Raw genomic sequence first — 13,450 nt, 5'->3', positions numbered from 1 at the left:
TAGAAAATAGAAGAAAGAACATAGAAAAAAATATGATCGTTATCTCTAATCCTTTTGCTGTGGTAAACGAAATCAAGACAATTCATTCTTTGTTTGAGGAAGGATTGTCTCTGCTTCATATTCGGAAACCTGATTTTTCTGAATTGGAAATGGCACAGTTTATTCATCAGATAAAATTGGAATTTAGAGAGCAACTTGTCTTGCACAATCATCATAAACTGGCAGAAGATTTTGGAATTAACCGATTTCATTTTTCTGAAAAAGAAAGAAAAAATAATTCAATCTTTCCTGCAAGGTTTCCAAAACCTTGTAGGTATAAATGCGAATCAATTTCAATTTCAACATCAACACATTCAATCGAAGATTTTAATTCCTTAGAATATGATTTTGATTATGCATTTCTAAGTCCTGTTTTTCAAAGTATTTCAAAAGAAAATTATCTGCCAAAAACAGATCTTTTTGAAGCATTAAAATCAAGAACAAATTATAAAACAAAAGTGATTGCTTTAGGTGGAATTACTTCAGAAAACATTCAAAAAACACTTGAAAATGGTTTTGATGATGTGGTACTTTTAGGAACAATTTGGAACAATGAAAATCCTATAAAACAATTTAAATTATGTCAGAAAATCGTCCATTCGTACTTACAATCGCAGGTTTAGACCCGTCCGGTGGTGCTGGGATTTTGGCTGATATCAAAACATTTGAACAGCATAAAGTCAGCGGTTTTGCTGTTATGACAGCCAACACCATTCAGACCGAAAATGAGTTTCATAAAATAGAATGGGTTAATATCAATTTTGTAATTCGGTCTATTGAGGTTTTGTTTGAAAGCTATAAAATCACTGCTGTTAAAATCGGAATTGTGCCATCGCTTTCGTATTTAAACCGAATTCTTTCGACTATAAAATTAACTTCTCCACATACAAAAATTGTCTGGGATCCTGTTTTAAAGTCTACTACTGAATTTGATTTTTTAAACATTGAAGATCGTTCGGATTTGACTAAAATTTTATCAAAAATAGATTTGATTACTCCTAATTATAAAGAAATTGAACAATTATTTCCTGATTTTATAAAAGATAATCCTTGGATTGAAAACGAAATTTCAACAGCAATTCTGTTGAAAGGCGGTCATAATTTAAATGAAGTTGGAAAAGATCAATTGTTTTTAAAAAATAAAATCATCGACTTGTTTGCTTCGGAAAAAGATTGTACTGAAAAACATGGTTCAGGCTGTGTGCTTTCTTCAGCAATAGCTTCCAATTTAGCTTTAAATCAGACTTTAGAAATGGCTTGTAAAAATGCCAAAACCTATATCGAAAAATACCTGAGTTCAACATCAACCTTAATCGGATATCATAATGTATAGCAAACTGCAATATATTTCGCAAGGCGAAACCATCGAAACACAACTGTACAACATTCATCAAGCTCTTGATGCCGGATGCAATTGGGTTCAAATGCGATTTAAAAACCAAACTGCGCAAGATACTTTCACTTTAGCAGAAGCAGTAAAACTTTTATGTGAAGAATATTTGGCAACTTTTATTGTAAATGATGATTTACATCTTGCCAAAAGAATTGCTGCAGACGGAGTTCACTTAGGCCTAACCGACACAAAAATTGACGAAGCACGAGCCATTTTAGGCTCAACAAAAATCATAGGTGGCACTGCTAATACTTTTGAAGACATTCATAATCATGTTCAAAATGGTTGTGATTATATTGGTTTAGGACCTTTTCGTTTTACTGCCACAAAAGAAAAATTAAGTCCGATTTTAGGATTATCGGGCTATTTTGATATTCTTCAGAAAATGAAAAAAAATAAAATTGAAATTCCTGTTTATACTATCGGCGGTATTACACTGCGAGATGTAAGTCCGTTAATGGAAACAGGGATTCATGGAATTGCAGTTTCTGGAATCATCACAGAAAGTCTGGAAAAGAAAATATTAATTCAACAATTAAACGAAAAATTATATGCAAACGTCATTGTTTAATATTGGAGATAAAAGCTTCAAATCCCGTTTGTTTTTAGGAACGGGAAAATTTGGATCGAATGAAGAAATGGAGGGTGCCATTTTAGCATCAGAAAGTGAATTGGTTACAGTTGCACTTAAACGCATTGATTTGGAAACGGATACTGATGCTATTTTGTCTCATTTAAAACATCCTAATATTAATTTGCTTCCTAATACTTCGGGAGCGCGAAATGCCAAAGAAGCCGTTTTCGCAGCACAATTGGCTCGTGAAGCATTAGAAACAAACTGGGTAAAACTGGAAATTCATCCTGATCCTAAATATTTAATGCCGGATCCGATTGAGACTTTAAAAGCTACTGAAGAATTGGCAAAACTTGGTTTTTTTGTTTTGCCTTACATTCACGCTGATCCTGTTTTGTGCAAACATTTAGAAAGCGCGGGAACCTCAGCAGTTATGCCTTTGGGTTCGCCAATTGGAAGCAATAAAGGTTTAAAAACAATTGATTTTTTAGAAATTATAATCGAACAAAGCAATGTTCCTGTTATTGTTGACGCTGGAATTGGCGCTCCATCTGATGCTGCAAAAGCCATGGAAATTGGTGCCGATGCTGTTTTGGTAAACACCGCAATTGCCGTAGCCGGAAACCCAAAATTAATGGCTGAGGCTTTTAAGGAGGCTGTTATAGCAGGAAGAAAAGCTTTTGAAGCTAAAGTTGGCAATCAGCAGAATTATGCTTCGGCTTCTAGCCCTTTGACTTCATTTTTATATGACTAAATAATTTAACCGCAAAGTTCGCAAAGAAAAGCGCTAAGAACGCAAAGCTTTGCGAACCTTGCGTAATTCTTCGCGGGCCTTGCGGTTAAAGACCAAAAAATATGAACACATTTAAAACTATTTTTGAACAATATAATTGGGATGAAATTCAATCCAGAATATACCAAACCACATCAAAAGATGTCGAACGAACTTTGACTAAAACCAAGTACAATCTCGATGATTTTTTAATTCTGATTTCTCCTATTGCACAAAATTATCTAGAAGAAATGGCACAGAAATGCCATGAAATTACAAAAAAACGTTTCGGGAAAACGATCCAAATGTATGCGCCGTTATATCTGAGCAACGAATGCCAAAATATTTGTACTTACTGCGGCTTTAGTTTAGATAATAAAATCAAACGTAAAACATTAACCGATGCAGAAATAAAACTCGAAGTCGAAGCGTTAAAACACACAGGTTTTGATCATGTTTTATTGGTTACTGGCGAAGCAAACTATACCGTAAACATTAATTATTTCCTGAATGCAATTAATTTAATTAGAAAAGAATTTTCAATTATTTCTGTTGAAGTGCAGCCACTTTCTACAGAAGATTACGAAAGTTTGCATGATGCTGGAGTTTACTCTGTTTTAGTTTATCAGGAAACGTATCATCAGGAAGTTTACAAAAAATATCACACGAAAGGCAAGAAATCAAATTTTGATTATAGATTAGAAACTCCAGACAGAATTGGAACTGCAGGAATTCACAAAATTGGTTTGGGTGTTTTATTAGGTTTAGAAGATTGGCGAACGGACAGTTTTTTTAACGCCTTGCATCTAGATTATCTTCAAAAGAAATATTGGCAGACGAAATATTCTGTTTCGTTTCCGCGTCTGCGACCTGCCGAGGGAATTATCGAGCCCAATTTCATTATGGACGACAAAGATTTGACACAATTAATATGCGCTTACAGATTGTGGAATGAAGATTTGGAAATTTCGATTTCAACAAGAGAAAACGAAAAATTCAGAAACAATATTATTCCAATTGGAGTTACAAGCATGAGTGCTGGTTCTAAAACAAACCCAGGTGGTTATGCGGTTGATCCGCAGTCTTTGGAACAATTCGAAATCAGCGATGAACGTTCGGCAGATGAAATCTCAAAAATCATAAAAAACAAAGGTTACGAACCAGTTTGGAAAGATTGGGACAAGGTTTATAGTTGAAATGTTTCAAGTTTCAAGTTTCAAGTTTCAAGTTTGAAGACGTAACATTTTACAATTCACAACTCACAATTCACAATTAAAAAATGAGCATTATACAAGAATTCCTTCGTTACAACAGACAAACAATTCTCCCTGAAATTGGTGATGAAGGACAGGAAAAATTAAAAAAAGCACGAGTTTTAGTAATTGGCGCAGGGGGTTTGGGCTGTCCGATTTTACAATATATTGCAACCGCTGGAGTTGGTTTTATAGGAATTATGGATTTTGATACGATTGAAATCCACAATTTGCAAAGGCAGATTTTATATACCGAAAATGAAATTGGTCAACAAAAAGCTATTGTTGCCAGAGAAGTTGTTTCTAAACTAAATCCATTAATTGAAACGGTTTCTATAAATGAGAAGCTAACAGTTGAAAATGGTTCTCAAATTATTGAGCAATTTGATATAATTGTCGATGGTTCAGACAATTTTACAACGCGTTATTTAGTAAATGATACTTGTGTAAAACTTGGAAAACCCTTGGTTTACGGAAGTATTTTGAAATTTGAAGGTCAGATTGCGGTTTTCAATTATAATGGAAGTAAAAATCTTCGTGATTTATTTCCTGAAATGCCTGATCCAAAAGATGTTCCGAATTGTAATTTAAATGGCGTATTGGGAACTCTTCCCGGAATTATTGGCAATATGATGGCGCATGAAACGCTGAAATTAATTTTGGAATTACCTTCTTTAAAAAATGAAATTATAATTTTTAATACGCTGCATTGGAATTTTACGAAACTGAATTTCTAGAAAACAAGTACATCTCCAACCTTAATATTTCCAGAGTTTAAACTTATGATGTTAGTGCCAAATAAAACTGAATTATTTACATTTCTGTATTTACTTAACGTTTTTAAAGGTTCTTTTTTTAAACGTCCATTTTCTGGATCATTATTTACCATAACACATCTTCCGCATGGTTTTATGTTTTTAAACTGAACATCTCCAATTTTGAAAGTTGTAAAATCATCTTCTTCATGAGCTTTTTTTGTGCTTACGACAATGTTGGGACGAAATCTTTTAATGGTGATTTTCTCCTCTAGTTTCTCATTTAAAAAATCAAGGCTTTCTGTTCCAATCAATAAATAAGGATAACCATCTGCCAAACTTACGTTGAATGTTTCTTGTAATCTAGAGCTTTCATGTTTACGGGCTCCGTTTTTAAGTATTTTGACCAATTTACATTCAAAACCTAAATGCTGGCTGAACCATTTTGAAGTTTCATGACTTACCTCAACCACTTCGCTTTGATCATCCCAGACATTTACTTCAATTGTATTTTCTAAAGATTCATCAATAGAAAATTCATGTTTTTTATTCTCAAAAGTAATACTGATTTTTACATCCGAAATCTGCGGATAAAACTGACTCATAATACGATGTTCTCTTTGTGTCAGCATCTGATTTTCGGCATCAATCAACATCCATCTTCGGTCGTTTTCAAATCCCATTTCTTCGGCTTTTGCAGACTGAAGACTAATTCCGGCAAGGCTTTTAATCGGATAAATATAAATTTCTGTTACAACATGACTCATACTCATCTTATTTGCTGTTTAAAATAGTCATAAACTCTTCGCGGTCAATTTCACGACAGCCCAAACTGTCTAAATGAGGGTTATAAACCTGACAATCCAGTAATTTATAATTTTCTTTTCTTAGATGATTCACTAAAGATATAAAACCCACTTTCGAAGCATTGGACACTTTAGAAAACATACTTTCACCACAAAAAATATGGCCTAGGTCAATTCCGTACAAACCTCCTACCAAAACCTCATCCTGCCAAACCTCAACCGATTTTGCAATTCCTTGATTATGGAGTTCACAATAGGATTCGACTATTTCATCTGAAATCCATGTTCCATCCTGACCATCTCTTAATATCTGCTGGCAATTTAAAATCACTTCTCTAAAATGAGTATTAAAGGTAACAGTAAAAACATTGCGGTTCAAAATGTTACGCATGCTTTTGGAAACATTCAGTTCATCTAGAAACAAAACCATACGCGGATCTGGAGCCCACCAAAGAATGGATTCTCCCTCATTAAACCAAGGAAAAATACCTCTTTTATAAGCAAGTTTTAATCGTTCGGGACTTAAATCACCGCCCACTGCCAATATGCCTTCTTCATCAGCTTCTGTGACTGGAGGGAAATATAAATTATCAAATAAAAAATACATCTTTTAAAATATTCAATTTTAAAAATTCCAAATTCCAACTTTCACAATCTTCTAATTTCTACGGAGGATAAATCACACTCGAGACTCACCAAAGATTGTCGATTTAGTTTGTGGAATTACTTGTGTGATTTCTCCTTTCAGTCAAAATGACAAATAATCCGCAACTTCTTATTTCTGTAAAAAGCTCAAAAACAAAATTCCAAATTCCAAATTCAGTTATATGAATTGGAATTTGGAATTTATGATATTGGAATTTAAACCTTTTTAGAACGGTAAATCGTCTGGTTCGTCGTCACTTACATTTGTTGCTGGAGCAAAAGTTTCTGCAGTTGGCATTGGTGGTGCTTGTGTAGGTGCAGCGTCTGCTAATCTTTCGATTCTCCAACCTTGAATACTATTGAAATATCTAGTTTCTCCTTGTGGATTAACCCATTCTCTTCCTCTTAAATTGATAGAAACTTTTACTGCCTCTCCTTGTTTATAGCTACTCAATAAATCGCATTTGTCTTGTGTAAATTCGATTAAAATATGTTGTGGATACTGCTCCTCAGTAGTAACAACTAATTCTCTTTTTTTGAATGAGGCACTAACTTGCTGCTCTGGGTTAACCACTTTTACTTTTCCTGTAACTTCCATCTTCGTCTATATTAATTATTGTTTCTATTTCTTTTATTTTTTGGCTAAAAGCACTTTCCAAGCAGATTCTACATCTCCTTTGTCCAAATACTTTTTAGCTTCTAAGTGCACTTTTTTCTGGTCATCTGAGCTTAAAACTCCTTTGACAGCAAAATTTTCTTTCACAAATATACTAACTTCTTCTTTTGTAGGCAAGGCTTCGATGTTTCCAAGTTTACCTAAATCATTCCCGTCAAAAACAGGACTTTCTTTTACAAAATCTGGTATTGCATCTACTCCTACTCCCAGTGTTGTCAAGGGTTTTGCCACTTCAAACAGTCCTTGATTCGATCTTGAGTACCAGTTATTTCCTAATCGGGAAACCAAATCAATTTTATGCTGATCGATTGCTCCGTTTTCATCCAGAATTGATTCGTGAATGTGAATTTTCACAACTTCACATAAAATCAAATTCCCTGCTCCACCTTCTTCTCCTAACGGAATAATTTGCGTTACCTTGCATTCAAACTGAACTGGAGATTCTTTTACACGATACGGTTTTACTAAATCTGAAGGAATCTGTGTTAATCCGGCTTTTATAAATTCATTTACTCCATCTCCATATTCTGTACTTGCCAGAGAAGTCTGCTGTACTAAATCAAAATTTACCACATTAATTACTACTTCTCTAGTTGCTTCGGCGTTAATTAAAGTATGTTTTATGGTATTATCTCGAACGCGTCTTGATGGCGAAAAAACCAAAATCGGCGGATTGGCACTAAACACATTGAAGAAGCTAAACGGCGACAAATTCGGAATTCCTTTTTCGCTGATTGTACTCGCAAAAGCAATTGGTCTAGGCCCTATCGAACTCTGCAGATAGCCTTGTAATTTAGCCGTTGGTATCTCTTTTGGATTAATGCTGATCATACTTTTTGATTTAAACCAAATCTCATTTTGGTACCTGCAAAAGTATTGAAATCGTTTAATTATGAAAAATAGTTTTGCAGATAAAACAAAAAAACTTTCGGCTTCAGCAAAATATAGAATAGGTATATTTCGTTATATTTATACCACAAAAAAATGGATATGTCTTTTTCTGAAAGAACCAATACAACACGCTGGATTATTATTTCTATCTGCTTTTTAATCATTTCTCTAATCCTTTGGAACACTTATACTTTCTTCCAAATTTTCAAAAATGAGGAACGCTTAAAAATGAAGCTGTTCGTAAATGCGCAGATTACAATTTTGAATGCAAACGAAAATACTGATGTTGAATTACCGCTTCAGATTATCAATAATAATACTTCTATTCCTGCTGTAGTAATATTATTTGACAAGGTAGTAAGTGCTACTAATGTTCCGGATGAAATTCTTAAAAACAAGAAAAAAAGAAATTCATATTTAAATAAATTAAGAAATGAAAATGAACCTATCACTTTTGAATATGCTCCAGGTAAATATCAGACTCTGTATTACGGAAATTCAGGATTACTCAATAAACTCAAATATTATCCCATTGCCTTATTTCTAATTATTGTTTTGTGTGTTGCTTTGATTTATAATTTTTATAAAAGCACCAAAATGGCAACGCAAAATAAACTTTGGGCGGGAATGGCAAAAGAAACAGCGCATCAAATTGGGACACCTTTATCTTCTTTAATAGGCTGGGTTGAAATATTAAAAACGGAAGATATCGATCCGTCTATTAGTCTTGAAATTGAAAAAGATATCGAACGCCTGCAAACCATTACAGATCGTTTTTCTAAAATTGGTTCGATTCCTGTTTTGGAACCCCGCAATATTATTGAGGAAACAAAAAATACTTATGAATATCTTCAATCTCGTTTTTCTAAACAGGTTGCATTTTCATTTAAAGCACCGCAAGAACCTATTTATGTTATGATAAATCCAACATTGCACAGTTGGACTATCGAAAATCTAGTCAAAAATGCGATTGATGCCATGAAAGGAAAAGGAACTCTTGATCTTCAATTGGAACAGGATGCTTTTACTATTAAAATCAATATAAAAGATTCCGGAACGGGAATTTTGAAAAAACAATTTAAAACGATTTTCGAACCCGGTTTTACCACCAAAAAACGTGGTTGGGGACTTGGTCTTTCTTTAACTAAAAGAATTGTGGAAGAATACCATAATGGAAAAATTAAAGTTTTGAGTTCTGAAATTGGAAAAGGAACTACTTTTCAAATTTCATTAAATAAAAAAGTGCAGTAAATATCTTTACTGCACTTTAAATTTATTGTCAGGCGAGCGGTCGAAACCTTATAAATTCGATTGAATATCTTTTGCTAAAGCTTCAAATTCTTCTTTAGTAAGTGATACTTTATTGATAAAACGCATTTCATCCATTTCATTTAACGGAATCAAATGTACGTGTGCGTGAGGCACTTCAAGTCCAACCACGGCCACACCGACTCTTTTACATGGAACCGTTTTTTCTAAGGCAGCTGCAATCTTTTTAGAGAATTTCATTAAACCTAAATAAAGCTCTTCATCCATATCAAAAATCTTATCGATTTCTTGTTTCGGAATACAAAGCGTATGTCCCTTTGCGTTCGGATTTACATCTAAAAAAGCCAAATAATTATCGTCTTCGGCAATTTTATAAGCTGGAATTTCTCCGTTTACTATTTTAGTGAATATTGAACTCATTGTTTATTTGTTTAATCATTTATTCGTTTAACCGATTATACAAAAGAAAATTTAGTCTCTTGAAATTTCCAAAATTTCAAATTTCAAAACTCCGTTTGGAACTGTAATTTCTGCTACTTCTCCAACAGATTTCCCTAGTAAACCTTTACCAATAGGAGATGTTACAGAGATTTTACCTGTTTTTAAATCGGCTTCACTTTCTGCTACAAGCGTATATTTCATCTCCATTCCGTTGCTTTGGTTTTTGATTTTTACATTAGATAAAACCAAAACTTTAGAAACGTCCAATTGAGACTCATCGATTAGTCTTGCATTTGCATATACTTCTTCCAGTTTAGAAATTCTCATTTCTAATAAACCTTGTGCTTCTTTTGCTGCATCATATTCCGCATTCTCAGACAAATCACCTTTATCTCTTGCGTCTGCAATATCTTGAGATGCCTTTGGACGCATTACACTTTTTAAGTGCTCCAATTCATCTTTTAACTTTTTTAGTCCTTCTGCTGTATAATAAGATACTTTACTCATAACTTCATCGTTTATATAAATACAAAAAATCCCATCGCGACGGGATTTTCTTACCACAAATATACTATAATTTTTAATAGTACATAATTATATGTTAATCATATAGATTTCAAATCTAAATAAATTATTTTTGTTTCACTAATTCTTATTCAAATAATGAAAAAAATCTGGTTCTTTATCGCACTTTCCACTGTTTTATTCTCTTGCAGTGACAATAACAGAAGCAATAACAATCCATATATTCCGAATTATTCTATAAACGCATATTTGGACACCAACCTTCCGACTTACAATAAACTATTGTATCCAAGTAATCCTGTTTATGTTGCCAATTACGGTGCAAAAGGAATTATTGTAATGAAAACTGGAGAAGGAACCTATACTGCTTTTGATGCGGCATGTCCAAATCAGGCACTGACTTCCTGCACTGCCATGACAATTGACGGAATTTATGCCGTTTGTTCTTGCGATAAAGCTCAATATAACTTATTTACTGGACTTGGAGGAAAACAATATCCAATGAAACAATATCGTGTAGAATCTTCTGGAAGTGTCATACATGTATACAACTAAAAAAAAGCCTGAAAATAAATTTCAGGCTTTTTTTTACTTAACTTAATTAGAACTTCAATGTCAAACCAGCTAAGAAATTAATTCCTGCCTGTGGATAATAGGATGGATAAACATCCCACATGGCTCCGTTTGAAACATATTTTTTATCTAAAATATTATTAACCATTCCAGTAATCGTAATTGATTTAAAAACAGCATTTGGTATTATTTCATAAGAAACATTTAAATCGTTTACAAAATAATCTGCCAATTTAGCTGCAGGTAATTCGATGTTATTCATGTACTGCTCTCCAACATATTTCTGTAATAATGAAATATACAATTTTTCGATAGGCTTATATACAACAACGTTTCCTGCAATTACTTCTGGTGAGTAAGCAATTTTAGTGGTTCCATAAAATTCGCCATCAACTGCTAAATCAACATTTTTATTACTGCTTAAAGTAAAGTTTGGTCTTAATGTAAATTTATCTGAAAGCGCGATTGTAGCATCAACCTCAACACCTAAACGGTAACTTTTATCTGTATTAGAACGAATCGGGTTTCCAACATCATCCAATCTTCCTGTTAAGATTAATTGATCTTTATAACCCATATAATAAAAATTCGAATTCAATTGAAATTTCTCAGAATTGAATCTCCATCCTAATTCAAAATCATTTAGTTTTTCGGGTTTTACATTTCCGCCTTCGTAATCTGTTCTGTTTGGTTCACGATTGGCTCGAGCATAAGAGAAATAAAGCGTATTTTTTTCATTGAAAGCATAGTTCAAACCTGCTTTTGGATTGAAGAAATTAAAAGTATCATCAACTAAACCTGTTTCTGCACTATTCGCTTTATAACCAACTCTTCTGTATTGTAAATCTCCGTAGAAACTTAATTTTTCTGTGAATTGATAATTGGCTTTCGCGAAAACATTCCCGTCAGTTTTAGTCGAGAAATCATCATAATAATGATCTCCTAATTCTGAAGTCGCAGCATTGCGAGCCCAAATTACTTTTCCGTAATGATCACCTTCATATTTATTCCAAGCTCCACCCAAAATAACATCAAACTTTTCGTCTTTATATTTTGCCGAAAATGTAGTTCCGTAAAAATCATTATCCAACCATTTTTGGCGAATTAAATCTGTTTCAGAAACATCTCCAGCTGGCGCCAAATTATACTCGGCCATAAGTGCGTCTGGTTTGTAATTCTCGAAATACCCTTTCCCTTTGGTATAATGAAGTGCAAAGTTTGTACTCCATTTATCTGAAATAGATTCGCTCCAATGCAATTGATAATGATCCTGATTGTAATTATCGGTTTCATTATCATAATAACGTGTATTTCCAAACTCATCTGTATATTCTCCAGCCGAATTGTATGTGCGGTCTGAGTTTAACTTATCAGCACTAATTCCGTTCCAGGCTTGATATGTTTTTTGAGTTCCTCCAAAAACCAGCGCTTTGATTAAAGTTGTTTTTCCAACATAAGTTCCCTGAAGAAAATACGACTTCAAATCAGAACTTGCACGATCTACATAACCATCAGATTTGATTGTAGACAAACGCCCTGCAAGTTCAAAATGATCATTTAATAAACCTGTGCTGAATTTTACAGTATTTTTAGTAGAGTTGAAACTTCCAAAAGAACTTGAGATTTCTCCCGTTGCCTTAGAAGCATAGCTATCAGTCAACATATTTAAACTAGCTCCAAAAGCTCCAGAACCATTTGTAGAAGTTCCTACTCCACGTTGTAACTGAAGACTTTCTACAGAAGAAGCAAAATCGGGCATATTCACCCAAAAAGTTCCCTGACTTTCGGCATCATTGTACGGAATTCCGTTGATGGTAACATTTACTCTTGTAGCATCGCTACCACGTACTCTAATTCCGGTGTAACCTATTCCGCCTCCAGCATCAGTAGTTGTTACTACAGATGGCAGATAATTCATCAGAACCGGAATATCCTGACCGAGATTTCGATATTTGATTTCTTTTTTATCCATATTACTAAACGTAACCGGAGTTTTTGCTGTAACACGGACAGCAGAAACCAAGACATCATCAAGCTGATTTACCTTAGTTGAATCTTGCTGTTGCGCAAAAGAAATTAGAGTAAAGAAAATAGAGAATAGAGTAAAGAAAATAGATTTGGTTCTACTAAGATTTTCAACCTTAGAACCTTTGTTTCTTAGTACCTTAGTACCTTTAAAATAAGTTTTCATTCGTAAAGAATTACGAATAAAAGGGGGAATTATTCTTTTGTTAAATTAATAAATGTGTTTCCCGACAAAATAAAGTGTGCACGCTCGATAGTGTCGTTTTTCCCTTAGCAACATTACTCGCTCAGGTTCTTTGGGTATGATCTCAGCTCGTTATTTAGAGCACCCCTTTGAGACAGTGCAAATATAGAAAAGTATTAAGATAAATGTATTAAGTATTAAGATTTTTAGTTTTTGTTGTCTTAATACTAAAAATCAGGTTTTCTACGCGATTGTTTTAGATCAGAAACATTCTTTTTGTCTTTAATTCTTTTCTTAATTACAGATTTTGGAACTTTTGTAGCTTTTCTAACTTTCGGAACATACAATCCTTTCTTGATGATTTCTAGAAATCTCTTGATAACAATTTCTTTGTTTTTAAGCTGGCTTCGGTCTTCGTCGCAGTTTAAAATCAGGATATTTTCTGTAGTTAAACGAGCACCTATATTGGTCTGCAAAAGTAATTTTTCTTCTTCAGACAAAGCCTGAGAAGCATTCAAATCAAAACTCAAAACTACTTTTGAAGAAACTTTGTTTACGTTTTGCCCGCCTGCTCCGCTACTTCGAACGGCTTTAAAATTTAATTCTGATATGATTTTTTCTGCATCCAT

16 protein-coding genes are annotated in these 13,450 nt (G+C 33.6%); 8 read left to right on the top strand and 8 right to left on the bottom strand.

Translation table 11 applies throughout. The features are described 5' to 3' along the window. Window positions 1-32: 32 nt before the first annotated feature. The 6 genes from P2W65_RS08425 (at window position 33) to P2W65_RS08400 (ending at window position 4,768) form a co-directional block, all read left to right on the top strand. Window positions 33-662: a thiamine phosphate synthase gene (locus tag P2W65_RS08425; RefSeq protein ID WP_289664864.1), complete on the top strand. Its 630-nt coding sequence runs from the start codon at window positions 33-35 to the stop codon at window positions 660-662. Beyond that, the gene (locus P2W65_RS08420) at window positions 620-1,372 is read left to right on the top strand and encodes a hydroxymethylpyrimidine/phosphomethylpyrimidine kinase (RefSeq protein ID WP_289664863.1); all 753 of its coding nucleotides are present in this window, start codon (window positions 620-622) and stop codon (window positions 1,370-1,372) included. The genes P2W65_RS08425 and P2W65_RS08420 overlap by 43 nt, the downstream gene beginning before the upstream one ends. Then, window positions 1,365-2,003 (top strand): thiamine phosphate synthase, encoded by a 639-nt coding sequence (locus P2W65_RS08415; protein ID WP_289664862.1) that lies wholly within the window; start codon window positions 1,365-1,367, stop codon window positions 2,001-2,003. Before P2W65_RS08420 ends, P2W65_RS08415 begins: the two co-directional genes overlap by 8 nt. Next, window positions 1,984-2,760, top strand: coding sequence for a thiazole synthase (locus tag P2W65_RS08410; RefSeq protein WP_289664859.1), 777 nt, complete (start codon window positions 1,984-1,986; stop codon window positions 2,758-2,760). Before P2W65_RS08415 ends, P2W65_RS08410 begins: the two co-directional genes overlap by 20 nt. Before the next feature lie 101 nt (window positions 2,761-2,861). Continuing rightward, window positions 2,862-3,974 (top strand): 2-iminoacetate synthase ThiH, encoded by a 1,113-nt coding sequence (thiH, locus tag P2W65_RS08405; protein ID WP_289664858.1) that lies wholly within the window; start codon window positions 2,862-2,864, stop codon window positions 3,972-3,974. A gap of 83 nt (window positions 3,975-4,057) precedes the next feature. Next, window positions 4,058-4,768 (top strand): HesA/MoeB/ThiF family protein, encoded by a 711-nt coding sequence (locus P2W65_RS08400; protein ID WP_289664857.1) that lies wholly within the window; start codon window positions 4,058-4,060, stop codon window positions 4,766-4,768. Here P2W65_RS08400 and P2W65_RS08395 read toward each other — a convergent pair. The 4 genes from P2W65_RS08395 to P2W65_RS08380 all read right to left on the bottom strand — a co-directional run bounded on the left by P2W65_RS08395 (window position 4,765) and on the right by P2W65_RS08380 (window position 7,744). Then, on the bottom strand, window positions 4,765-5,559 hold the full coding sequence (locus P2W65_RS08395) for an MOSC domain-containing protein (protein WP_289664856.1): 795 nt from the start codon (window positions 5,557-5,559) through the stop codon (window positions 4,765-4,767). The two genes, P2W65_RS08400 and P2W65_RS08395, sit on opposite strands and share 4 nt — an antisense overlap. Window position 5,560: 1 nt before the next feature. Further along, window positions 5,561-6,199, bottom strand: coding sequence for a leucyl/phenylalanyl-tRNA--protein transferase (gene aat, locus P2W65_RS08390; RefSeq protein WP_289664855.1), 639 nt, complete (start codon window positions 6,197-6,199; stop codon window positions 5,561-5,563). Between the two features lie 264 nt (window positions 6,200-6,463). Then, window positions 6,464-6,835 carry a DUF3127 domain-containing protein gene (locus P2W65_RS08385; protein WP_091493548.1) on the bottom strand — a complete coding sequence of 124 codons (372 nt, stop codon included), beginning with the start codon at window positions 6,833-6,835 and terminating at the stop codon, window positions 6,464-6,466. Window positions 6,836-6,868: 33 nt separating this feature from the next. Then, window positions 6,869-7,744 carry a flavin reductase family protein gene (locus P2W65_RS08380; RefSeq protein ID WP_091493550.1) on the bottom strand — a complete coding sequence of 292 codons (876 nt, stop codon included), beginning with the start codon at window positions 7,742-7,744 and terminating at the stop codon, window positions 6,869-6,871. 159 nt (window positions 7,745-7,903) lie between these two features. Here P2W65_RS08380 and P2W65_RS08375 point away from each other — a divergent pair, with 159 nt between their 5' ends. Continuing rightward, on the top strand, window positions 7,904-9,055 hold the full coding sequence (locus P2W65_RS08375) for a sensor histidine kinase (RefSeq protein ID WP_289664854.1): 1,152 nt from the start codon (window positions 7,904-7,906) through the stop codon (window positions 9,053-9,055). 48 nt (window positions 9,056-9,103) lie between these two features. On the opposite strand, the gene P2W65_RS08370 is transcribed toward P2W65_RS08375, so the two are convergent. Together P2W65_RS08370 and greA are read right to left on the bottom strand one after the other, a co-directional pair. Next, complete coding sequence (locus tag P2W65_RS08370) at window positions 9,104-9,493, bottom strand: HIT family protein (protein WP_289664853.1); 390 nt, start codon at window positions 9,491-9,493, stop codon at window positions 9,104-9,106. A 51-nt stretch (window positions 9,494-9,544) separates the two neighbouring features. Further along, on the bottom strand, window positions 9,545-10,021 hold the full coding sequence (gene greA / locus P2W65_RS08365) for a transcription elongation factor GreA (RefSeq protein ID WP_111288069.1): 477 nt from the start codon (window positions 10,019-10,021) through the stop codon (window positions 9,545-9,547). 156 nt (window positions 10,022-10,177) lie between these two features. On the opposite strand from greA, the gene P2W65_RS08360 reads away from it, so the two are divergent. Beyond that, complete coding sequence (locus P2W65_RS08360; protein WP_289664851.1) at window positions 10,178-10,594, top strand: Rieske (2Fe-2S) protein; 417 nt, start codon at window positions 10,178-10,180, stop codon at window positions 10,592-10,594. Between the two features lie 46 nt (window positions 10,595-10,640). Here the strand turns inward: P2W65_RS08360 and P2W65_RS08355 are convergent, their stop codons facing one another. Together P2W65_RS08355 and arfB are read right to left on the bottom strand one after the other, a co-directional pair. Beyond that, complete coding sequence (locus P2W65_RS08355; RefSeq protein ID WP_289664850.1) at window positions 10,641-12,803, bottom strand: TonB-dependent receptor; 2,163 nt, start codon at window positions 12,801-12,803, stop codon at window positions 10,641-10,643. Window positions 12,804-13,048: 245 nt separating this feature from the next. Next, complete coding sequence (gene arfB, locus P2W65_RS08350) at window positions 13,049-13,450, bottom strand: alternative ribosome rescue aminoacyl-tRNA hydrolase ArfB (protein WP_289664849.1); 402 nt, start codon at window positions 13,448-13,450, stop codon at window positions 13,049-13,051.

This window comes from Flavobacterium panacagri (assembly GCF_030378165.1).
Taxonomy (GTDB): domain Bacteria; phylum Bacteroidota; class Bacteroidia; order Flavobacteriales; family Flavobacteriaceae; genus Flavobacterium; species Flavobacterium panacagri.
Note: the sequence above shows the minus strand (reverse complement) of the source record. Positions and strands in the feature narration are given on the sequence as shown.